This is a genomic window from uncultured Escherichia sp., assembly GCF_948475835.1.
In the GTDB taxonomy this organism is placed as follows: domain Bacteria; phylum Pseudomonadota; class Gammaproteobacteria; order Enterobacterales; family Enterobacteriaceae; genus ECMA0423.
Genome location: NZ_CAOLGM010000074.1, coordinates 1 through 21,952, shown reverse-complemented (window position 1 = coordinate 21,952; position 21,952 = coordinate 1). Strand labels below are relative to the sequence as shown.

General features: G+C 52.4%; 20 protein-coding genes. 8 read left to right on the top strand and 12 right to left on the bottom strand.

Annotated elements, in window-relative coordinates:
- Window positions 1-114: 114 nt before the first annotated feature.
- The 5 genes from lacA to QZF50_RS14855 all read right to left on the bottom strand — a co-directional run bounded on the left by lacA (window position 115) and on the right by QZF50_RS14855 (window position 7,286).
- Complete coding sequence (gene lacA / locus QZF50_RS14875) at window positions 115-726, bottom strand: galactoside O-acetyltransferase (protein WP_001342766.1); 612 nt, start codon at window positions 724-726, stop codon at window positions 115-117.
- Between the two features lie 65 nt (window positions 727-791).
- Complete coding sequence (lacY, locus tag QZF50_RS14870) at window positions 792-2,045, bottom strand: lactose permease (protein WP_000291549.1); 1,254 nt, start codon at window positions 2,043-2,045, stop codon at window positions 792-794.
- 51 nt (window positions 2,046-2,096) lie between these two features.
- Window positions 2,097-5,171, bottom strand: a complete 3,075-nt coding sequence (gene lacZ, locus QZF50_RS14865; RefSeq protein WP_000177923.1) for a beta-galactosidase — start codon at window positions 5,169-5,171, stop codon at window positions 2,097-2,099.
- Between the two features lie 122 nt (window positions 5,172-5,293).
- On the bottom strand, window positions 5,294-6,376 hold the full coding sequence (gene lacI, locus QZF50_RS14860; RefSeq protein ID WP_073972123.1) for a DNA-binding transcriptional repressor LacI: 1,083 nt from the start codon (window positions 6,374-6,376) through the stop codon (window positions 5,294-5,296).
- Between the two features lie 76 nt (window positions 6,377-6,452).
- On the bottom strand, window positions 6,453-7,286 hold the full coding sequence (locus QZF50_RS14855; RefSeq protein WP_001297745.1) for a DNA-binding transcriptional regulator: 834 nt from the start codon (window positions 7,284-7,286) through the stop codon (window positions 6,453-6,455).
- 190 nt (window positions 7,287-7,476) lie between these two features.
- Here QZF50_RS14855 and QZF50_RS14850 point away from each other — a divergent pair, with 190 nt between their 5' ends.
- The 8 genes from QZF50_RS14850 (at window position 7,477) to QZF50_RS14815 (ending at window position 15,775) form a co-directional block, all read left to right on the top strand.
- Window positions 7,477-9,141 carry a bifunctional 3-(3-hydroxy-phenyl)propionate/3-hydroxycinnamic acid hydroxylase gene (locus QZF50_RS14850; protein ID WP_061892155.1) on the top strand — a complete coding sequence of 555 codons (1,665 nt, stop codon included), beginning with the start codon at window positions 7,477-7,479 and terminating at the stop codon, window positions 9,139-9,141.
- Between the two features lies 1 nt (window position 9,142).
- Complete coding sequence (gene mhpB / locus QZF50_RS14845) at window positions 9,143-10,087, top strand: 2,3-dihydroxyphenylpropionate/2,3-dihydroxicinnamic acid 1,2-dioxygenase (protein ID WP_000543459.1); 945 nt, start codon at window positions 9,143-9,145, stop codon at window positions 10,085-10,087.
- A 17-nt stretch (window positions 10,088-10,104) separates the two neighbouring features.
- Window positions 10,105-10,971, top strand: coding sequence for a 2-hydroxy-6-oxonona-2,4-dienedioate hydrolase (gene mhpC, locus QZF50_RS14840; protein WP_000121898.1), 867 nt, complete (start codon window positions 10,105-10,107; stop codon window positions 10,969-10,971).
- A gap of 9 nt (window positions 10,972-10,980) precedes the next feature.
- Window positions 10,981-11,790: a 2-keto-4-pentenoate hydratase gene (mhpD, locus tag QZF50_RS14835; RefSeq protein WP_000160734.1), complete on the top strand. Its 810-nt coding sequence runs from the start codon at window positions 10,981-10,983 to the stop codon at window positions 11,788-11,790.
- Complete coding sequence (gene mhpF, locus QZF50_RS14830; RefSeq protein WP_000044314.1) at window positions 11,787-12,737, top strand: acetaldehyde dehydrogenase; 951 nt, start codon at window positions 11,787-11,789, stop codon at window positions 12,735-12,737. Before mhpD ends, mhpF begins: the two co-directional genes overlap by 4 nt.
- Window positions 12,734-13,747 (top strand): 4-hydroxy-2-oxovalerate aldolase, encoded by a 1,014-nt coding sequence (gene mhpE / locus QZF50_RS14825; protein ID WP_001013499.1) that lies wholly within the window; start codon window positions 12,734-12,736, stop codon window positions 13,745-13,747. Before mhpF ends, mhpE begins: the two co-directional genes overlap by 4 nt.
- A 175-nt stretch (window positions 13,748-13,922) precedes the next feature.
- Entirely contained in the window at window positions 13,923-15,134 is a 1,212-nt protein-coding gene (gene mhpT, locus QZF50_RS14820; protein ID WP_000107641.1) for a 3-(3-hydroxy-phenyl)propionate transporter MhpT, read from the top strand.
- Between the two features lie 101 nt (window positions 15,135-15,235).
- Window positions 15,236-15,775 (top strand): DUF2058 domain-containing protein, encoded by a 540-nt coding sequence (locus QZF50_RS14815; RefSeq protein ID WP_001096707.1) that lies wholly within the window; start codon window positions 15,236-15,238, stop codon window positions 15,773-15,775.
- A 124-nt stretch (window positions 15,776-15,899) separates the two neighbouring features.
- Here the strand turns inward: QZF50_RS14815 and fghA are convergent, their stop codons facing one another.
- The 7 genes from fghA to QZF50_RS14780 form a co-directional block, all read right to left on the bottom strand.
- On the bottom strand, window positions 15,900-16,733 hold the full coding sequence (fghA, locus tag QZF50_RS14810; RefSeq protein ID WP_000419049.1) for an S-formylglutathione hydrolase: 834 nt from the start codon (window positions 16,731-16,733) through the stop codon (window positions 15,900-15,902).
- A 92-nt stretch (window positions 16,734-16,825) separates the two neighbouring features.
- Window positions 16,826-17,935, bottom strand: coding sequence for an S-(hydroxymethyl)glutathione dehydrogenase (gene frmA, locus QZF50_RS14805; RefSeq protein WP_000842102.1), 1,110 nt, complete (start codon window positions 17,933-17,935; stop codon window positions 16,826-16,828).
- Between the two features lie 34 nt (window positions 17,936-17,969).
- On the bottom strand, window positions 17,970-18,245 hold the full coding sequence (gene frmR, locus QZF50_RS14800; protein ID WP_001141271.1) for a formaldehyde-responsive transcriptional repressor FrmR: 276 nt from the start codon (window positions 18,243-18,245) through the stop codon (window positions 17,970-17,972).
- Between the two features lie 185 nt (window positions 18,246-18,430).
- Window positions 18,431-19,204, bottom strand: coding sequence for a YaiO family outer membrane beta-barrel protein (locus QZF50_RS14795; protein WP_000596085.1), 774 nt, complete (start codon window positions 19,202-19,204; stop codon window positions 18,431-18,433).
- Between the two features lies 1 nt (window position 19,205).
- Window positions 19,206-19,787, bottom strand: coding sequence for an acetyltransferase (locus QZF50_RS14790; RefSeq protein ID WP_024194469.1), 582 nt, complete (start codon window positions 19,785-19,787; stop codon window positions 19,206-19,208).
- The gene (locus QZF50_RS14785; RefSeq protein ID WP_000860438.1) at window positions 19,765-20,961 is read right to left on the bottom strand and encodes a glycosyltransferase family 2 protein; all 1,197 of its coding nucleotides are present in this window, start codon (window positions 20,959-20,961) and stop codon (window positions 19,765-19,767) included. The genes QZF50_RS14790 and QZF50_RS14785 overlap by 23 nt, the downstream gene beginning before the upstream one ends.
- A gap of 9 nt (window positions 20,962-20,970) precedes the next feature.
- Window positions 20,971-21,642: a PIG-L deacetylase family protein gene (locus QZF50_RS14780; protein ID WP_000362029.1), complete on the bottom strand. Its 672-nt coding sequence runs from the start codon at window positions 21,640-21,642 to the stop codon at window positions 20,971-20,973.
- Between the last annotated feature and the right edge of the window lie 310 nt (window positions 21,643-21,952).

Sequence of the window (21,952 nt, the reverse complement as noted above, 5' to 3'; positions counted from 1 at the left end):
CCAAGGCCCGATACGGCATGCGGACTGCAGGCAGAGAAAACTGGCCGATTTTCTCTGCACTGGAGGGATAATACAAGGCCTGATAAGCGAAGCGTATCAGGCAATTTTTATAATTTAAACTGACGATTCAACTTTGTAATCTCTGAAATAATATTGCTTATCCCGGTCGTTTATTTCGCGAATAACCCGGCAAGGAACGCCAGCAGCCACGACGTTTGGTGGAATGTCTTTTATGACGACACTACCCGCGCCAATAACAGAATTATCCCCGATGGTGACGCCTGGATTAATAACCACATGACTTCCGATCCAGACGTTATTGCCAATCGTTATCGGAAAAGAGTACATCTCACCGTTTTTTCTCAATTCATGGTGTACAGGGTGTCCCGTAACGGAAAGAGTAACATTGGGTGCAATCAATACGTTATCACCGATCGTTACCGTGTAGTCGTCGACAATGGTTAAATTGAAATTTGCATAAAAATTGCGGCCTATATGGATGTTGGAACCGTAAGAGAAATAGACAGGTGGTTCTATCCAGGCGTTTTCCCCTACCGTGGCAAACATTTCTTTAATCAGGCTTTCTCTTTTTTCAACTTCTGATGGATGCGAGTGATTAAACTCATACATTAACGTTTTCCCACGAAGTCTTTTTTCCGGTAAGCCTTCGCACATATCGGTAAATAGCTTGCCTGCTTTTATTCTTTCTGTCATCGACATGTTCATTGCGATCATTCCGTCCTGATATGTTGGTCGGATAAGGCGCTCGCGCCGCATCCGACATTGATTGCTTAAGCGACTTCATTCACCTGACGACGCAGTAGAGAAAGCGGGCCGGGGCCGCTAAGCGTGAACACGGAAATTAAGGTGAAGCCCAGCGCCACCAGACCCAGCACCAGATAAGCGCCCTGGAAACCGATGCTTTCATACATATTGCCCGCCAGTACAGACATAAAAATCATCGCCAGTTGCTTAAAGAAGCAGAAACAGACCAGATAAATCGTCGCTGAAAAACGCACTTCAAACTGGCTGGTAATATATTTAAAGCAGCCCACCAGCAGGAACGGTACTTCAAACATATGCAGCGTTTTCAGAATAACCACTTCCAGCGCTGAGGTGGCGAACGATGAGCCAATAATACGTACAGACATAATAGTGCCAGCCAGCAGCAGGGCGTTTTTCCCACCGATGCGATTAATGATCAGTGGCGCAAAGAACATAATCGAGGCGTTAAGTAATTCGCCCATTGTCGTTACGTAGCCAAATACCCGCGTACCCTGTTCACCGGTAGCAAAGAACGAAGTAAAGAAATTAGCAAACTGTTGGTCAAAAACATCGTAGGTGCAGGAAACGCCAATAACATACAGTGACAAAAACCACAGTTTTGGCTGTCTGAACAGTTCCAGCGCCAGCTTAAGGCTAAATGCCGAATGGTTGGCACCTACCGCATTGGCAACCGTGGCGGAAGAGGGCGCATCCGTTTTGGCGAAAAAGAGTAAAACGGCGAGGATGAGTGCACAGCCAGAACCCAGCCAGAAAACAAACTGATTATTGATGGTGAACATGATGCCGACAATCGAGGCACACAGCGCCCAGCCAACACAGCCAAACATCCGCGCGCGACCAAATTCGAAATTACTGCGACGGCTGACTTTCTCAATAAATGCCTCTACTGCTGGCGCACCGGCGTTAAAACAAAAGCCTAGATAAATACCACCAACAATCGATCCTACTAAAATGTTGTATTGTAACAGTGGCCCGAAGATAAAAATAAAGAACGGCGCAAACATCACTAACATGCCGGTAATAATCCACAGCAGGTATTTGCGCAGCCCGAGTTTGTCAGAAAGCAGACCAAACAGCGGTTGGAATAATAGCGAGAACAGAGAAATAGCGGCAAAAATAATACCCGTATCACTTTTGCTGATATGGTTGATGTCATGTAGCCAAATCGGGAAAAACGGGAAGTAGGCTCCCATGATAAAAAAGTAAAAGAAAAAGAATAAACCGAACATCCAAAAGTTTGTGTTTTTTAAATAGTACATAATGGATTTCCTTACGCGAAATACGGGCAGACATGGCCTGCCCGGTTATTATTATTTTTGACACCAGACCAACTGGTAATGGTAGCGACCGGCGCTCAGCTGGAATTCCGCCGATACTGACGGGCTCCAGGAGTCGTCGCCACCAATCCCCATATGGAAACCGTCGATATTCAGCCATGTGCCTTCTTCCGCGTGCAGCAGATGGCGATGGCTGGTTTCCATCAGTTGTTGTTGGCTGTAGCGACTGATATTGAACTGGAAGTCGCCGCGCCACTGGTGTGGGCCATAATTCAATTCGCGCGTCCCGCAGCGCAGACCGTTTTCGCTCGGGAAGACGTACGGGGTATACATGTCTGACAATGGCAGATCCCAGCGGTCAAAACAGGCGGCAGTAAGGCGGTCGGGATAGTTTTCTTGCGGCCCTAATCCGAGCCAGTTTACCCGTTCTGCGACCTGCGCCAGCTGGCAGGTCAGGCCAATCCGAGCCGGATGCGGTGTATCGCTCGCTACTTCAACATCAACGGTAATCGCCATTTGACCACTACCATCAATCCGGTAGGTTTTCCGGCTGATAAATAAGGTTTTTCCCTGATGCTGCCACGCGTGAGCGGTCGTAATCAGCACCGCGTCGGCAAGTGTATCTGCCGTGCACTGCAACAACGCCGCTTCGGCCTGGTAATGGCCCGTCGCCTTCCAGCGTTCGACCCAGGCGTTAGGGTCAATACGGGTCGCTTCACTTACGCCAATGTCGTTATCCAGCGGTGCGCGGGTGAACTGATCGCGCAGCGGCGTCAGCAGTTGTTTTTTATCGCCAATCCACATCTGTGAAAGAAGGCCTGACTGACGGTTAAATTGCCAACGCTTATTACCCAGCTCGATGCAAAAATCCGTTTCGCTGGTGGTTAGTTGCGGGATGATATGGGACGCGGAGGGGAGCGTCACACTGAGGTTTTCCGCCAGACGCCACTGCTGCCAGGCGCTGATGTGCCCGGCTTCTGACCATGCGGTCGCGTTCGGTTGCACTACGCGTACTGTGAGCCAGAGTTGCCCGGCGCTCTCCGGCTGCGGTAGTTCAGGCAGTTCAATCAACTGTTTACCTTGTGGAGCGACATCCAGAGGCACTTCACCGCTTGCCAGCGGCTTACCATCCAGCGCCACCATCCAGTGCAGGAGCTCGTTATCGCTATGACGGAACAGGTATTCGCTGGTCACTTCGATGGTTTGCCCGGATAAACGGAACTGGAAAAACTGCTGCTGGTGTTTTGCTTCCGTCAGCGCTGGATGCGGCGTGCGGTCGGCAAAGACCAGACCGTTCATACAGAACTGGCGATCGTTCGGCGTATCGCCAAAATCACCGCCGTAAGCCGACCACGGGTTGCCGTTTTCATCATATTTAATCAGCGACTGATCCACCCAGTCCCAGACGAAGCCGCCCTGTAAACGGGGGTACTGACGAAACGCCTGCCAGTATTTAGCGAAGCCGCCAAGACTGTTACCCATCGCGTGGGCGTATTCGCAAAGGATCAGCGGGCGCGTCTCTCCAGGTAGCGAAAGCCATTTTTTGATGGACCATTTCGGCACAGCCGGGAAGGGCTGGTCTTCATCCACGCGCGCGTACATCGGGCAAATAATATCGGTGGCCGTGGTGTCGGCTCCGCCGCCTTCATACTGCACCGGGCGGGAAGGATCGACAGATTTGATCCAGCGATACAGCGCGTCGTGATTAGCGCCGTGGCCTGATTCATTCCCCAGCGACCAGATGATCACACTCGGGTGATTACGATCGCGCTGCACCATTCGCGTTACGCGTTCGCTCATCGCCGGTAGCCAGCGCGGATCATCGGTCAGACGATTCATTGGCACCATGCCGTGGGTTTCAATATTGGCTTCATCCACCACATACAGGCCGTAGCGGTCGCACAGCGTGTACCACAGCGGATGGTTCGGATAATGCGAACAGCGCACGGCGTTAAAGTTGTTCTGCTTCATCAGCAGGATATCCTGCACCATCGTCTGCTCATCCATGACCTGACCATGCAGAGGATGATGCTCGTGACGGTTAACGCCTCGAATCAGCAACGGCTTGCCGTTCAGCAGCAGCAGACCATTTTCAATCCGCACCTCGCGGAAACCGACATCGCAGGCTTCTGCTTCAATCAGCGTGCCGTCGGCGGTGTGCAGTTCAACCACCGCACGATAGAGATTCGGGATTTCGGCGCTCCACAGTTTCGGGTTTTCGACGTTCAGACGTAGTGTGACGCGATCGGCATAACTACCACGCTCATCGATAATTTCACCGCCGAAAGGCGCGGTGCCGCTGGCGACCTGCGTTTCACCCTGCCATAAAGAAACTGTTACCCGTAGGTAGTCACGCAACTCGCCGCACATCTGAACTTCAGCCTCCAGTACAGCGCGGCTGAAATCATCATTAAAGCGAGTGGCAACATGGAAATCGCTGATTTGTGTAGTCGGTTTATGCAGCAACGAGACGTCACGGAAAATGCCGCTCATCCGCCACATATCCTGATCTTCCAGATAACTGCCGTCACTCCAGCGCAGCACCATCACCGCGAGGCGGTTTTCTCCGGCGCGTAAAAATGCGCTCAGGTCAAATTCAGACGGCAAACGACTGTCCTGACCGTAACCGACCCAGCGACCGTTGCACCACAGATGAAACGCCGAGTTAACGCCATCAAAAATAATTCGCGTCTGGCCTTCCTGTAGCCAGCTTTCATCAACATTAAATGTGAGCGAGTAACAACCCGTCGGATTCTCCGTGGGAACAAACGGCGGATTGACCGTAATGGGATAGGTCACGTTGGTGTAGATGGGCGCATCGTAACCGTGCATCTGCCAGTTTGAGGGGACGACGACAGTATCGGCCTCAGGAAGATCGCACTCCAGCCAGCTTTCCGGCACCGCTTCTGGTGCCGGAAACCAGGCAAAGCGCCATTCGCCATTCAGGCTGCGCAACTGTTGGGAAGGGCGATCGGTGCGGGCCTCTTCGCTATTACGCCAGCTGGCGAAAGGGGGATGTGCTGCAAGGCGATTAAGTTGGGTAACGCCAGGGTTTTCCCAGTCACGACGTTGTAAAACGACGGCCAGTGAATCCGTAATCATGGTCATAGCTGTTTCCTGTGTGAAATTGTTATCCGCTCACAATTTCACACAACATACGAGCCGGAAGCATAAAGTATAAAGCCTGGGGTGCCTAATGAGTGAGCTAACTCACATTAATTGCGTTGCGCTCACTGCCCGCTTTCCAGTCGGGAAACCTGTCGTGCCAGCTGCATTAATGAATCGGCCAACGCGCGGGGAGAGGCGGTTTGCGTATTGGGCGCCAGGGTGGTTTTTCTTTTCACCAGTGAGACGGGCAACAGCTGATTGCCCTTCACCGCCTGGCCCTGAGAGAGTTGCAGCAAGCGGTCCACGCTGGTTTGCCCCAGCAGGCGAAAATCCTGTTTGATGGTGGTTAACGGCGGGATATAACATGAGCTGTCTTCGGTATCGTCGTATCCCACTACCGAGATATCCGCACCAACGCGCAGTCCGGACTCGGTAATGGCGCGCATTGCGCCCAGCGCCATCTGATCGTTGGCAACCAGCATCGCAGTGGGAACGATGCCCTCATTCAGCATTTGCATGGTTTGTTGAAAACCGGACATGGCACTCCAGTCGCCTTCCCGTTCCGCTATCGGCTGAATTTGATTGCGAGTGAGATATTTATGCCAGCCAGCCAGACGCAGACGCGCCGAGACAGAACTTAATGGGCCCGCTAACAGCGCGATTTGCTGGTGACCCAATGCGACCAGATGCTCCACGCCCAGTCGCGTACCGTCTTCATGGGAGAAAATAATACTGTTGATGGGTGTCTGGTCAGAGACATCAAGAAATAACGCCGGAACATTAGTGCAGGCAGCTTCCACATCAATGGCATCCTGGTCATCCAGCGGATAGTTAATGATCAGCCCACTGACGCGTTGCGCGAGAAGATTGTGCACCGCCGCTTTACAGGCTTCGACGCCGCTTCGTTCTACCATCGACACCACCACGCTGGCACCCAGTTGATCGGCGCGAGATTTAATCGCCGCGACAATTTGCGACGGCGCGTGCAGGGCCAGACTGGAGGTGGCAACGCCAATCAGCAACGACTGTTTGCTCGCCAGTTGTTGTGCCACGCGGTTGGGAATGTAATTCAGCTCCGCCATCGCCGCTTCCACTTTTTCTCGCGTTTTCGCAGAAACGTGGCTGGCCTGGTTCACCACGCGAGAAACGGTCTGATAAGAGACACCGGCATACTCTGCGACATCGTATAGCGTTACTGGTTTCACATTCACCACCCTGAATTGACTCTCTTCCGGGCGCTATCATGCCATACCACGAAAGGTTTTGCGCCATTCGATGGTGTCAACGTAAATGCACGCCGCTTCGCCGTCCGGCCACCAGAATAGCCTGCGATTCAACCCCTTCTTCGATCTGTTTTGCTACCCGTTGTAGCGCCGGAAGATGCTTTTCCGCTGCCTGTTCAATGGTCATTGCGCTCGCCATATACACCAGATTCAGACAGCCAATCACCCGTTGTTCACTGCGCAGCGGTACGGCGATAGAGGCAATCTTCTCCTCCTGATCCCAGCCGCGGTAGTTCTGTCCGTAACCCTCTTTGCGCGCGCGCGCCAGAATGGCTTCCAGCTTTAACGGTTCCCGTGCCAGTTGATAGTCATCACCGGGGCGGGAGGCTAACATTTCGATTAATTCCTTGCGGTCTTGTTCCGGGCAAAAGGCCAGCCAGGTCAGGCCCGAGGCGGTTTTCAGAAGCGGCAAACGTCGCCCGACCATTGCCCGGTGAAAGGATAAGCGGCTGAAACGGTGAGTGGTTTCGCGTACCACCATTGCATCAACATCCAGCGTGGACACATCTGTCGGCCATACCACTTCGCGCAACAGATCGCCCAGCAGTGGGGCCGCCAGTGCAGAAATCCACTGTTCGTCACGAAATCCTTCGCTTAATTGCCGCACTTTGATGGTCAGTCGAAAACTATCATCGGAGGGGCTACGGCGGACATATCCCTCTTCCTGCAGCGTCTCCAGCAGTCGCCGCACAGTGGTGCGATGCAGGCCGCTGAGTTCCGCCAGCAGCCCGACGCTGGCACCGCCATCAAGTTTATTTAACATATTTAATAACATTAGACCGCGGGTTAAGCCGCGCACGGTTTTGTATTCCGTCTGCTCATTGTTCTGCATATTAATTGACATTTCTATAGTTAAAACAACGTTGTGCACCTGGTGCACATTCGGGCATGTTTTGATTGTAGCCGAAAACACCCTTCCTATACTGAGCGCACAATAAAAAATCATTTACATGTTTTTAACAAAATAAGTTGCGCTGTACTGTGCGCGCAACGGCATTTTGTCCGAGTCGTGAGGTACTGAAATGGCAATACAACACCCTGACATCCAGCCTGCTGTTAACCATAGCGTTCAGGTGGCGATCGCTGGTGCCGGTCCGGTTGGGCTGATGATGGCGAACTATCTCGGTCAGATGGGCATTGACGTGCTGGTGGTGGAGAAACTCGATAAGTTGATCGACTACCCGCGTGCGATTGGTATTGATGACGAGGCGCTGCGCACCATGCAGTCGGTCGGCCTGGTCGAGAATGTTCTGCCGCACACTACACCGTGGCACGCGATGCGTTTTCTCACCCCAAAAGGCCACTGTTTTGCTGATATTCAGCCAATGACCGATGAATTTGGCTGGCCGCGCCGTAACGCCTTTATTCAGCCACAGGTCGATGCGGTGATGCTGGAAGGGTTGTCGCGTTTTCCGAATGTGCGCTGCTTGTTTGCCCGCGAGCTGGAGGCCTTCAGCCAGCAAAATGACGAAGTGACCTTGCACCTGAAAACGGCAGAAGGGCAGCGGGAAACGGTCAAAGCCCAGTGGCTGGTAGCCTGTGACGGTGGAGCAAGTTTTGTCCGTCGCACTCTGAATGTGCCGTTTGAAGGTAAAACTGCGCCAAATCAGTGGATTGTGGTAGATATCGCCAACGATCCGTTAAGTACGCCGCATATCTATTTGTGTTGCGATCCGGTGCGCCCGTATGTTTCTGCCGCGCTGCCTCATGCGGTACGTCGCTTTGAATTTATGGTGATGCCGGGAGAAACCGAAGAGCAGCTGCGTGAGCCGCAAAATATGCGCAAGCTGTTAAGCAAAGTGCTGCCTAATCCGGACAATGTTGAATTGATTCGCCAGCGTGTCTACACCCATAACGCGCGACTGGCGCAACGTTTCCGTATTGATCGCGTACTGCTGGCGGGCGATGCCGCGCACATCATGCCGGTGTGGCAGGGGCAGGGCTATAACAGTGGTATGCGCGACGCCTTTAACCTCGCCTGGAAACTGGCGTTGGTTATCCAGGGGAAAGCCCGCGATGCGCTGCTCGATACCTATCAACAAGAACGTCGCGATCACGCCAAAGCGATGATTGACCTGTCCGTGACGGCGGGCAACGTGCTGGCTCCGCCGAAACGCTGGCAGGGTACGTTACGTGACGGCGTTTCCTGGCTGTTGAATTATCTGCCGCCAGTAAAACGCTATTTCCTCGAAATGCGCTTCAAGCCGATGCCGCAATATTACGGCGGTGCGCTGGTGCGTGAGGGCGAAGCGAAGCACTCTCCGGTCGGCAAGATGTTTATTCAGCCGAAAGTCACGCTGGAAAACGGTGACGTGACGCTGCTCGATAACGCGATTGGCGCGAACTTCGCGGTAATTGGCTGGGGATGCAATCCACTGTGGGGGATGAGCGACGAGCAAATCCAGCAGTGGCGCGCGTTGGGCACACGCTTCATTCAGGTGGTGCCGGAAGTGCAAATTCATACCGCACAGGATAACCACGACGGCGTGCTACGCGTGGGCGATACGCAAGGTCGTCTGCGTAGCTGGTTCGCGCAACACAATGCTTCGCTGGTGGTGATGCGCCCGGATCGCTTTGTTGCCGCCACCGCCATTCCGCAAACCCTGGGCAATACGCTGAATAAACTGGCGTCGGTGATGACGCTGACCCGCCCTGATGCCGACGTTTCTGTCGAAAAGGTAGCCTGATATGCACGCTTATCTTCACTGTCTTTCCCACTCGCCGTTGGTGGGGTATGTCGACCCGGCGCAAGAGGTACTCGATGAGGTCAATGGCGTGATTGCCAGCGCCCGCGAGCGTATTGCGGCTTTCTCCCCTGAACTGGTGGTGCTGTTTGCGCCAGATCACTACAACGGCTTTTTCTATGACGTGATGCCACCGTTCTGTTTAGGCGTTGGAGCGACGGCAATTGGTGATTTCGGCAGTGCGGCAGGAGAGCTGCCCGTGCCTGTGGAGCTGGCGGAGGCCTGTGCGCATGCTGTCATGAAGAGCGGGATCGATCTTGCCGTTTCTTACTGTATGCAGGTGGACCACGGGTTCGCCCAGCCGCTGGAGTTCCTGCTCGGTGGGCTGGATAAGGTGCCAGTTCTGCCTGTGTTCATCAACGGTGTCGCCACGCCGCTGCCCGGTTTCCAGCGTACCCGCATGTTGGGTGAAGCCATTGGACGTTTCACCAGCACTCTCAATAAACGCGTGCTGTTCCTGGGTTCCGGTGGGCTTTCCCATCAGCCGCCGGTGCCCGAACTGGCGAAAGCCGATGCCCATATGCGCGACCGTCTGTTGGGGAGCGGGAAAGATTTACCCGCCAGTGAGCGCGAATTGCGTCAGCAACGGGTGATTAGCGCCGCTGAGAAGTTTGTTGAGGATCAGAGAACTCTGCATCCGCTCAACCCGATTTGGGATAACCAGTTCATGACTTTGCTGGAGCAGGGACGCATACAGGAACTGGATGCCGTCAGTAACGAAGAGCTTTCCGCCATTGCCGGAAAGTCGACACATGAAATCAAAACCTGGGTCGCCGCTTTTGCCGCTATTTCTACATTTGGCAACTGGCGTAGCGAAGGGCGTTATTACCGCCCAATCCCGGAGTGGATTGCCGGATTTGGCTCGTTAAGCGCCAGAACAGAGAACTGAATATGCAGGAGAAGATGATGAGTTATCAGCCACAAACCGAAGCCGCCACCAGCCGTTTTCTGAATGTAGAAGAAGCGGGTAAAACGCTGCGCATCCATTTTAATGACTGCGGACAAGGCGACGAAACCGTTGTCCTGCTGCATGGTTCCGGCCCGGGTGCTACTGGCTGGGCGAACTTCAGCCGCAATATCGATCCGCTGGTAGAGGCGGGCTATCGGGTAATCCTGCTGGATTGTCCGGGTTGGGGCAAAAGCGATTCGATCGTTAATAGTGGTTCACGATCGGATCTTAATGCACGAATCCTGAAAAGCGTGGTGGATCAACTGGATATCGCCAAAATCCACCTGCTGGGCAACTCGATGGGCGGCCATAGTTCTGTGGCGTTCACCCTTAACTGGCCGGAGCGCGTCGGCAAACTGGTGCTGATGGGCGGCGGTACGGGCGGCATGAGTTTGTTTACGCCGATGCCAACCGAAGGTATTAAGCGACTGAATCAGCTTTATCGTCAGCCGACTATCGAAAACCTGAAGCTGATGATGGATATCTTCGTTTTTGATACCAGCGATTTGACCGACGCCCTGTTTGAAGCGCGCCTGAATAATATGCTGTCGCGCCGCGATCACCTGGAAAACTTCGTTAAGAGCCTGGAAGCTAATCCGAAACAGTTCCCGGATTTTGGCCCACGTCTGGCGGAAATCAAAGCGCAAACCCTGATTGTCTGGGGGCGCAACGACCGCTTTGTGCCGATGGATGCGGGTCTGCGTCTGCTGTCCGGCATTGCCGGTTCTGAACTGCATATCTTCCGCGACTGTGGTCACTGGGCGCAGTGGGAACATGCCGACGCTTTCAATCAATTGGTGCTGAATTTCCTCGCACGCCCTTAAGGAATGGTCATGACGAAGCATACTCTTGAGCAACTGGCGGCGGATTTACGCCGCGCCGCAGAGCAGGGCGAAGCGATTGCGCCGCTGCGCGATCTGATTGGTATCGATAACGCTGAAGCGGCCTACGCCATTCAGCACATAAATGTGCAATATGACGTTGTGCAGGGGCGTCGCGTGGTAGGGCGTAAAGTGGGCCTGACGCATCCGAAAGTGCAACAACAACTGGGCGTTGATCAACCGGATTTTGGGACGTTATTTGCCGACATGTGTTATGGCGATAACGAAATCATTCCTTTTTCCCGTGTTCTGCAACCCCGCATTGAAGCGGAGATCGCACTGGTGTTGAACCGCGATTTACCCGCAACTGATATCACCTTCGACGAACTGTATAACGCCATTGAATGGGTACTTCCGGCGCTGGAAGTGGTGGGGAGCCGCATTCGCGACTGGTCGATTCAGTTTGTCGATACCGTGGCAGATAACGCTTCCTGCGGGGTGTATGTCATCGGCGGTCCGGCGCAACGTCCGGCGGGGTTAGACCTGAAAAACTGCGCCATGAAGATGACGCGTAATAACGAAGAGGTTTCCAGCGGGCGCGGCAGCGAATGCCTGGGACATCCGCTTAATGCCGCCGTCTGGCTGGCACGCAAAATGGCCAGTCTGGGTGAACCGCTGCGCGCCGGAGATATCATTCTTACCGGGGCATTAGGCCCGATGGTGGCGGTGAATGCGGGCGATCGTTTTGAAGCCCATATTGAAGGCATAGGTTCAGTTGCTGCGACATTTTCAAGCGCAGCCCCAAAAGGAAGTCTGTCATGAGTAAGCGTAAAGTCGCCATTATCGGTTCTGGCAACATTGGCACCGATCTGATGATTAAAATTTTGCGTCACGGTCAGCATCTGGAGATGGCGGTGATGGTCGGCATTGATCCTCAGTCCGACGGTCTGGCGCGTGCCAGACGTATGGGCGTCGCCACCACCCATGAAGGGGTGATCGGGCTGATGAACATGCCTGAATTTGCTGATATCGACATTGTATTTGATGCGACCAGCGCGGGCGCGCATGTGAAAAACGATGCCGCTTTACGCGAAGCGAAACCGGATATTCGCTTAATTGACCTGACGCCTGCTGCCATCGGCCCTTACTGCGTGCCGGTGGTTAACCTCGAGGCGAACGTCGATCAACTGAACGTCAACATGGTCACCTGCGGCGGCCAGGCCACCATTCCAATGGTGGCGGCAGTTTCACGCGTGGCGCGTGTTCATTACGCCGAAATTATCGCTTCTATCGCCAGTAAATCTGCCGGACCTGGCACGCGTGCCAATATCGATGAATTTACGGAAACCACTTCCCGAGCCATTGAAGTGGTGGGCGGCGCGGCAAAAGGGAAGGCGATTATTGTGCTTAACCCAGCAGAGCCACCGTTGATGATGCGTGACACGGTGTATGTATTGAGCGACGAAGCTTCACAAGATGATATCGAAGCCTCAATCAATGAAATGGCTGAGGCGGTGCAGGCTTACGTACCGGGTTATCGCCTGAAACAGCGCGTGCAGTTTGAAGTTATCCCGCAGGATAAACCGGTCAATTTACCGGGCGTGGGGCAATTCTCCGGACTGAAAACAGCGGTCTGGCTGGAAGTCGAAGGCGCAGCGCATTATCTGCCTGCCTATGCGGGCAACCTCGACATTATGACTTCCAGTGCGCTGGCGACAGCGGAAAAAATGGCCCAGTCACTGGCGCGCAAGGCAGGAGAAGCGGCATGAACGGTAAAAAACTTTATATCTCGGACGTCACGTTGCGTGACGGTATGCACGCCATTCGTCATCAGTATTCGCTGGAAAACGTTCGCCAGATTGCCAAAGCACTGGACGATGCCCGCGTGGATTCGATTGAAGTGGCCCATGGCGACGGTTTGCAGGGTTCCAGCTTTAACTATGGTTTCGGCGCACATAGCGACCTTGAATGGATTGAAGCAGCGGCGGATGTGGTGAAGCACGCCAAAATCGCGACGTTGCTGCTGCCAGGAATCGGCACTATTCACGATCTGAAAAATGCCTGGCAGGCTGGCGCGCGGGTGGTTCGTGTGGCAACGCACTGTACCGAAGCTGATGTTTCCGCCCAGCATATTCAGTATGCCCGCGAGCTCGGAATGGACACCGTTGGTTTTCTGATGATGAGCCATATGACCACGCCGGAGAATCTCGCAAAGCAGGCAAAGCTGATGGAAGGCTACGGTGCGACCTGTATTTATGTGGTGGATTCTGGCGGTGCGATGAACATGAGCGATATCCGTGACCGTTTCCGCGCCCTGAAAGCAGAGCTGAAACCAGAAACGCAAACTGGCATGCACGCTCACCATAACCTGAGTCTTGGCGTGGCGAACTCTATCGCGGCGGTGGAAGAGGGCTGCGACCGAATCGACGCCAGCCTCGCGGGAATGGGCGCGGGCGCAGGTAACGCACCGCTGGAAGTGTTTATTGCCGCCGCGGATAAACTGGGCTGGCAGCATGGGACCGATCTCTATGCGTTAATGGATGCCGCCGACGACCTGGTGCGTCCGTTGCAGGATCGACCGGTACGAGTCGATCGCGAAACGCTGGCGCTGGGATACGCTGGTGTTTACTCGAGCTTCCTGCGTCACTGTGAAACGGCGGCGGCGCGTTATGGCTTAAGTGCGGTGGATATTCTCGTTGAGCTGGGCAAACGCCGGATGGTTGGCGGCCAGGAGGATATGATCGTTGACGTGGCGCTGGATCTGCGCAACAACAAATAATGATGACTGCCGAGAACGTGCATTTTGTATGCCCATCCCAGCACGACTGCCGGATGCGGCGTGAACGCCTTATCCGGCCTACATTTCGCCCGTAGGCAGTCATTAAATAGTTCTGATTACGCGGCTGGCAATGTATCAGTCGCGATTCACCTGCACTCGCAATGAGGTTCATCTTATGTCGACTCGTACCCCTTCATCATCTTCATCCCGCCTGATGCTGACCATCGGGCTTTGTTTTTTGGTCGCTCTGATGGAAGGGCTGGATCTTCAGGCGGCTGGCATTGCGGCGGGTGGCATCGCCCAGGCTTTCGCACTCGATAAAATGCAAATGGGCTGGATATTTAGCGCCGGAATACTCGGTTTGCTACCCGGCGCGTTGGTTGGCGGGATGCTGGCAGACCGTTATGGTCGTAAGAGTATTTTGATTGGCTCAGTTGCGCTGTTTGGTTTGTTCTCACTGGCAACGGCGATTGCCTGGGATTTCCCCTCACTGGTCTTTGCGCGGCTGATGACCGGTGTCGGGCTGGGGGCGGCGTTGCCGAATCTTATCGCCCTGACGTCTGAAGCCGCGGGTCCACGTTTTCGTGGGACAGCAGTGAGCCTGATGTATTGCGGTGTTCCCATTGGCGCGGCGCTGGCGGCGACACTGGGTTTCGCGGGGGCAAACTTAGCATGGCAAACGGTGTTTTGGGTAGGTGGTGTGGTGCCGTTGATTCTGGTGCCGCTATTAATGCGCTGGCTGCCGGAGTCGGCGGTTTTCGCTGGCGATAAACAGGCTGCGCCACCACTGCGTGCCTTATTTGCGCCAGAAACGGCAACCGCGACGCTGCTGCTGTGGTTGTGTTATTTCTTCACTCTGCTGGTGGTCTACATGTTGATCAACTGGCTACCGCTGCTTTTGGTGGAGCAAGGATTCCAGCCATCGCAGGCGGCAGGGGTGATGTTTGCCCTGCAAATGGGTGCGGCAAGCGGGACGTTAATGTTGGGCGCATTGATGGATAAGCTGCGTCCAGTGACCATGTCGCTACTGATTTATAGCGGCATGTTAGCTTCGCTGCTGGCACTTGGAACGGTGTCGTCATTTAACGGTATGTTGCTGGCGGGATTTGTCGCGGGGTTGTTTGCGACAGGTGGGCAAAGCGTTTTGTATGCCCTGGCACCGTTGTTTTACAGTTCGCAGATCCGCGCAACAGGTGTGGGAACAGCCGTGGCGGTAGGGCGTCTGGGGGCTATGAGCGGTCCGTTACTGGCCGGGAAAATGCTGGCATTAGGCACTGGCACGGTCGGCGTAATGGCCGCTTCTGCACCGGGTATTCTTGTTGCTGGGTTGGCGGTGTTTATTTTGATGAGCCGGAGATCAAGAATGCAGCCGTGTGCCGATGCCTGACGCGCCTTATTAAGCAGGGGCGAAAGGGACTTGCCCCCAATACACCCACGGCGTTTACAGGTATACTCGCTAAAAATTATTCAGCGGGTTTGGAAACAAAGATGGCAAAACTTACCTTACAAGAGCAGTTGCTCAAAGCAGGATTAGTCACCAGCAAAAAAGCGGCGAAGGTCGAGAGAACGGCGAAAAAATCGCGCGTTCAGGCGCGTGAAGCTCGGGCTGCGGTAGAAGAAAATAAAAAGGCACAGCTTGAGCGTGATAAACAGCTTAGCGAACAGCAAAAACAAGCGGCGTTGGCGAAAGAATATAAAGCCCAGGTGAAGCAGCTCATTGAAATGAACCGAATCACCATTGCCAATGGCGATATTGGTTTTAACTTCACTGACGGCAATCTGATTAAGAAGATTTTTGTCGATAAGCTCACACAGGCGCAGTTGATTAATGGTCGTCTGGCGATTGCCCGCTTGTTGGTCGATAACAATAGCGAAGGTGAATACACCATTATTCCCGCCAGTGTTGCCGATAAAATTGCTCAGCGTGATGCCAGCAGTATTGTGTTGCACAGCGCGCTCAGTGCCGAAGAGCAGGATGAAGACGATCCGTATGCCGACTTCAAAGTGCCTGATGATTTGATGTGGTAAACATAGATAAGTCGTGCGCCATGCCTGATGCGACGCTTTGCGCGTCTTATCAGGCCTACGGTTTACGGGCGAAGTGTAGGCCGGATAAGGCGTTCACGCCGCATCCGGCAGTCGTGCACTATTATCAACGCATATTCAGTTTATTGGCGTGGTAGGCAATATGCTCGCCAATAAAACTGGAGACAAAATAATAGCTGTGGTCGTAACCCTCGTGATAACGGATTAACGTCTTGATATTCATCTCCTGGCAGATCTTTTCAAGATTTGGAGTCCGCAGCTGTTCCGCGTAAAAATCATCACTCAACCCCTGATCAACCATGATTTCCGCAACGCGTTGACCTTGTGAAATAAGACTCACCGGATCGTAATCCAACCAGGCATCTTTATTTTCACCAAGATATGCGGCAAAGGCTTGCTGTCCCCACGGTACTTGCGATGGGGAGACAATGGGCGAAAACGCCGAGACGCTGACATATTCATCTGGGTTACGTAACGCCAGCACCAGCGCGCCCAGCCCGCCCATAGAATGACCAGAGATAGACTTTCTGGTCGTTGCCGGAAAATGTTGCATCACTAAATCCGGCAGCTCGTTGCGGATATAGTCATACATTTTGTAATGTTCATTCCACGGCGCTTGCGTTGCGTTCAGGTAAAACCCGGCACCTTGCCCGAGATCGTAACGGTCGGCATCTGCGACATGACTGCCTCGCGGACTGGTGTCCGGCGCAACAACAATAATGTTGTGTTCAGCCGCGTAACGCTGCATCCCCGATTTAGTAATGAAATTCTGCTCGTTGCAGGTCAGGCCCGAAAGCCAGTACAGCACCGGCAATTTTTCATTCGCGGCTTTTGGTGGGAGATAGACGCCGACATTCATTTCACATTTCAGTGATTGGGAATAATGCCGATACACATTTTGCCAGCCGCCAAAGCTGGCATGTTTTTCAATGAGTTCCATCAGTCATTATCTCACGGTTAATCCCCCGGACGGCTGCCCAGGGAGAGTATTAAGAACCCCGTCTGAAGTGGACGGGGTATACCTGCGGGAAATCAGTAACGAATTACGGTTCGAATGGATTTGCCTTCATGCATCAGGTCGAAGGCGTCATTAATTTCATCAAGGCTCATGGTATGCGTGACAAACGGTTCCAGATCGATATCACCTTTCATCGCATCTTCAACCATACCCGGTAACTGGGAACGACCTTTCACGCCGCCAAACGCGGAACCTTTCCATACGCGACCAGTGACCAACTGGAATGGACGGGTGGAGATTTCCTGACCAGAACCTGCCACCCCGATGATCACCGACTGACCCCAGCCGCGGTGCGCACTTTCCAGCGCCGCACGCATCACGTTGACGTTACCGATGCATTCAAAGGTATGGTCGATACCCCATTTGTTGATATCCAGCAGGACATCTTTAATCGGTTTGTCGTAGTCATTCGGGTTAATGCAGTCGGTAGCACCGAAGCGACGCGCCAGATCGAATTTCTTCGGGTTGGTATCGATAGCGATAATCCGTCCCGCTTTCGCCTGACGCGCGCCCTGAACCACTGCCAGACCAATCGCGCCAAGACCAAACACGGCAACAGAATCACCTGGCTGGACTTTAGCTGTGTTGTGCACCGCGCCAATACCGGTGGTCACGCCACAGCCCAGCAGGCAGACGTGTTCATGGTTTGCTTCTGGATTAATTTTGGCCAGAGACACTTCCGCGACCACGGTGTATTCACTGAATGTTGAGCATCCCATGTAGTGATAAAGCGGCTGCCCGTTGTAAGAAAAACGGGTGGTGCCGTCTGGCATCAAGCCTTTACCCTGGGTTTCGCGAACCGCAACACAGAGGTTAGTTTTGCCAGAACGACAGAACTCACACTCGCCGCACTCCGCGGTGTAAAGCGGGATCACATGGTCGCCAGGTTTGACGCTGGTTACGCCTTCACCGACTTCAACCACAACGCCGGCCCCTTCGTGACCGAGAACCACCGGGAATACACCTTCCGGGTCATCCCCAGAGAGGGTAAATGCGTCGGTATGGCAAACGCCGGTATGGGTGACTTTAATCAGCACTTCACCTTTTTTCGGTGGTGCAACGTCAATTTCAACGATTTCCAGCGGTTTACCGGGAGCAAATGCAACGGCAGCACGTGATTTCATCTCTCGCTCTTCCTCAATATGGTAATAGATTCAGCTATTTAAGATAGGCTCGAACCAGTTCAATAGTGTCGTCAACGGATTGGCTGACTTCGCGGCTGTAGCAGTCATTTCGGTCAAACGTTTCCCGGATATGGCTTTCAAGCACTTCTGCCATCAGCCCATTAGCCGCGCCCCGAACGGCAGCGATCTGTTGGAGTATGGCACGGCATTCGGCATCACCCTCCAGCGACCGTTCCAGAGCATCAATCTGCCCTCGAATACGACGAACTCGAGTAAGGACCTTTTTCTTCTCTTCCGGAGTACTGGGCATTTCGCACCTCATTATCTGCACGCAATATACTATAGGGGGGTATGCTATATGTCAATGCATACCCCCCTATAGTATATAACACTGGAGAATAAAATTTATCCGGTGAATGTGGTCGGAAAACAAAGAGGAAAGGGGGGGGCTAATCGGCAGGGAAGGCCGCCCCGGATAGCGGGCGGCAGAAGGAATCAGAATTTCCAGGTCAGATGGGCTGCAAGTTGCAGACCGTTATAATCATCGGTTGGGGTGTCGTACCACACTTTACCTGCCGTCAGCCCGAGATTAAGTTGCTCAGTCAGCGGTTGAATACGTTGCAGACTGACGCTCTTCATGCTGCCGTAGCGTGTTTCTGGCGTCCAGTCATAGGTGTAAGCGCCTGTTCCGCGGCTTAGCCATAGTTGCGTATAACCAGTGCCGCGCGGGTCATTCAGACGCACGGAAATCATATTGCTATAACTACCACCTGCATCGCTGGAGTCATAATGGGTATAGCGGTAGCTGGTGATCACCGGGCCAGTATAGAGTGATACGCCGCCTTGCCAGGCATCGACTTCGACATCATCGTAATATTTAGTGTAGCGATAACCGGTCGTGAAAAGCGTTTTTGGCAACAGGGCCAGGTTAATATCCTGACGAAAATCCTGGCGGGCAAAGACCGGCGTATTATCCGCAAAGGCAATACCCGTTCGGGTTGTCAGCCAGTTATTCCATTTATACCAGACCGCACCCTGACCGCGAGTGGCATTGAAATGTTCAGTTTCATAATCACGACGCCCCTGGGAAAGATTAAAAAGCAGCGTTGCGTTTTCAACTTTCGCCACCAGTTCAGCATACGCTAAATTACGGTTGCCATGATCGCCAGAATAATCGGTAAAATCGTAGCCCGCGGTAATGGAAGTTAACCCGGCATAAGCGGGCAATGCGCTAAAAATGGCCGCCGCTAATAACGTCCGTTTTATCATTTTAATCTCCTGTACGGATAAGTTCTTGTCGGAGTGAATAAGTTCCGGCAGGTAAATTACGTTCTACAATCACGCGCGGGCCAAGTTGCGTGTTCGGGGAAATAATTCGCCCAGGCAAAATTATAACTTGTACGCCAAGGCGTGAACGCTGCCCGATATAACAACCTAATTTATCGCATCCGGTAGCGATAATTCCCTCTGGAGTTCGAACAGACACAGGCTGTTCATCCAGACGATGATTACTGGTACGTACTTGTGCGCCCAAATATGCCTGGTTTGCAACTACCGAGTCGGCAATAAAACATTGCGGACCAATCGTTGCTTCCGCTTCAATAACCGCATTTTTAATTTCGGTGGCAAAACCAATTTTTACACCATTGCTGATTATTGTGCCAGGACGAATAAACGCATAATTACCTATCAGGCAGTTTGCGCCAATCACTACCGGACCCTGAATAACGGCACCATGACAAATACGGGTATTCGCGCCGATAACAACTTCACCTGCAGTTTCATCAATAATTACCTGGTCTGCAATCTGAATATTTTTCTCTTTAACATTAAGCTTCAGATAGTTTTTCAGTTCCTGTGACAGAAGGTTGGGAATAAGCGGTTGACGCTTCCACCAGTGCGGAATAGCGGGTGGGTTTGTCGCGCTGAGGTTCGCGTCCAGTAAAAAAGGCAATAAGTCCATAAATAATCCAGATGGCATAAGCTAATAATACATACACAACGGAAAGCGGCGCTAAAGGCACCAACAACCAGCAACGATGAAACCAGGCGCTAAAAGCACCAATAACACAAACTACGCCGATCCAGATAAGCGGAAACATTGCCAACACCACACCATGCGGCCCGGTGGTGATGAATTCATTAAACCAGGTAGTGAGATAAATCCCAACGCCATAAATCACAACCAACAGCATAGGAAATATACTGAAGATACCGAAGCGGCTAAATAAAAGTCTTTTATGCAGGCGCATACAGACCGCGTATCCCACAATCCAACGCCGCCAGCGACGCCACTCCTCACGCGGACTGTTGCATTCCTGTGGGTATACGATGCAGCGATTCGCCTGCCGAATACGGTAGCCGTTTGCCACTAATGTCCAGGTGAGATCAAGGTCTTCGACTTTAGTACGATCCGAGAAACCGAACTTACGCAATACATCAGTACGGAACATCCCGCAGGCACCGCTGATAATAAACGGTGCGCCGCCCAGGAGCTGCTGTAGCGTGCGCTTCATAACAATCATCGGCAACTTTACGGTCGCGCGGATGTGCGGTAACAGCCCCGCGCCTTTCAACGCAGTAGAGGGAATGCCGCCTACGGCATCAGCACCGCGCTCAATTTCTGCCAGCATATAGCCCATTCCGTCTTGATCGGGCGGAACATAGGTGTCGGCATCACTTAAAAAAACCTGGTCGCAGGTGGCATAATTGAGGCCATTCATCAGCGCACCACCTTTACCAGTATTTTTTTGCGTGACGGCAACAAAGCGGTCGCCCCATTTGCGTTTGACTTCCGCCATGACCGCTTCGGTATTGTCCGTGGAGCCGTCGTTAACGCAAATTACCCGGCAAAAATAAGGGTTACGCAGTAGATTATCCAGTGACTGCGCCAGACACGGGCCTTCGTTATACGCAGGTATAATGGCGTCAATACAGCCTTTCTTTTGACTGGGTTTACGTCTTAGCGTACTTAAAAACCATAGCAACATTGCTATGGACATACAGATAAATATCCAGGTTTTCATGCAATTTGCTCAAAGAATCATTTTATGAATTACAAAGCCTTCACCCAGATCGCTATTGACCTGTTGCCCGCGAAATTGTGCAACTGCACGCAGGCGATCATGACGCATATAATCACGTCGTTCCTGACTTTTATGTTTTTTTAATGCAGCAAGTTTGACTGTGAAATATTCTTCTTTAACGGATTCAAAAACCTGAGGCATAAATGAAAGCCAGGTACTTGGGGTTTCGTAGCCGAGAATTTGTGGAATAGTGCGGCAGGCAACCATTGAAGCTTGATAAACAGCGAGATGATCCTGATGGCGGTCGGCATCATGCATGGTATATACCCGCATGATTTCAACATCAGAAGGAATTTGATTTTTAATGATGTCTTCCAGGGCGGAAATCATATCATTGAGCTGTAAATGAGCGCGGGTGTCAGCAAAATTAAGATGAATAGTTTGGTGGCACCCTAATATCTTTAGGGCGTTGCGCGATTCTTCATGGCGATCGATTATTCCATCTGTACCAGAGTTGCCGGTAGTCATCACCACTGCTGCGATATAAATTCCTTTTTGCGCAAGACGAGCAAGCGATGCGCCACAGCCTAATTCTATATCGTCAGGATGTGCGCCAATAGCAAGGATACCCTTTCTTTTATTTGCCGAAGAAAGGAGGGCTGAATCTAAAACCTTATCCACTTAATGACACTCCATTTTATTTATTATACTACAAGCACAACGATGCACTCAGAGACGTAATCTCTGGCGCAGCCAGATGTTAATTTATAAATGTTAAATGTTGCTAATAACTGAAAAGCAAGGGCTTTCAGACCCGGAGGTTCGACTGGGTAATGTTTTTATGCAATTCATATGTTAAGTGTTTGTATGTTTGGTATGTATAGTTATTTTGTTTTATACATTGTATTTAGATGTGATTTAGTTTGTCAATTAATTGCATTTAAAAAATATGTTCTGTGAACAAGTATTGTTTATATACATTATGTGAATG

Bases quoted from the DNA above. Each gene is read 5' to 3' on its own strand.
- mhpB (WP_000543459.1), top strand. From the start codon at position 9,143: ATGCACGCTTATCTTCACTGTCTTTCCCACTCGCCGTTGGTGGGGTAT.
- lacZ (WP_000177923.1), bottom strand. From the start codon at position 5,171: ATGACCATGATTACGGATTCACTGGCCGTCGTTTTACAACGTCGTGAC.
- QZF50_RS14850 (WP_061892155.1), top strand. From the start codon at position 7,477: ATGGCAATACAACACCCTGACATCCAGCCTGCTGTTAACCATAGCGTT.
- fghA (WP_000419049.1), bottom strand. From the start codon at position 16,733: ATGGAACTCATTGAAAAACATGCCAGCTTTGGCGGCTGGCAAAATGTG.
- QZF50_RS14795 (WP_000596085.1), bottom strand. From the start codon at position 19,204: ATGATAAAACGGACGTTATTAGCGGCGGCCATTTTTAGCGCATTGCCC.
- mhpE (WP_001013499.1), top strand. From the start codon at position 12,734: ATGAACGGTAAAAAACTTTATATCTCGGACGTCACGTTGCGTGACGGT.
- QZF50_RS14785 (WP_000860438.1), bottom strand. From the start codon at position 20,961: ATGAAAACCTGGATATTTATCTGTATGTCCATAGCAATGTTGCTATGG.
- mhpD (WP_000160734.1), top strand. From the start codon at position 10,981: ATGACGAAGCATACTCTTGAGCAACTGGCGGCGGATTTACGCCGCGCC.
- mhpT (WP_000107641.1), top strand. From the start codon at position 13,923: ATGTCGACTCGTACCCCTTCATCATCTTCATCCCGCCTGATGCTGACC.
- frmA (WP_000842102.1), bottom strand. From the start codon at position 17,935: ATGAAATCACGTGCTGCCGTTGCATTTGCTCCCGGTAAACCGCTGGAA.
- mhpC (WP_000121898.1), top strand. From the start codon at position 10,105: ATGAGTTATCAGCCACAAACCGAAGCCGCCACCAGCCGTTTTCTGAAT.
- QZF50_RS14815 (WP_001096707.1), top strand. From the start codon at position 15,236: ATGGCAAAACTTACCTTACAAGAGCAGTTGCTCAAAGCAGGATTAGTC.
- lacY (WP_000291549.1), bottom strand. From the start codon at position 2,045: ATGTACTATTTAAAAAACACAAACTTTTGGATGTTCGGTTTATTCTTT.
- mhpF (WP_000044314.1), top strand. From the start codon at position 11,787: ATGAGTAAGCGTAAAGTCGCCATTATCGGTTCTGGCAACATTGGCACC.
- frmR (WP_001141271.1), bottom strand. From the start codon at position 18,245: ATGCCCAGTACTCCGGAAGAGAAGAAAAAGGTCCTTACTCGAGTTCGT.
- lacA (WP_001342766.1), bottom strand. From the start codon at position 726: ATGAACATGTCGATGACAGAAAGAATAAAAGCAGGCAAGCTATTTACC.
- QZF50_RS14855 (WP_001297745.1), bottom strand. From the start codon at position 7,286: ATGCAGAACAATGAGCAGACGGAATACAAAACCGTGCGCGGCTTAACC.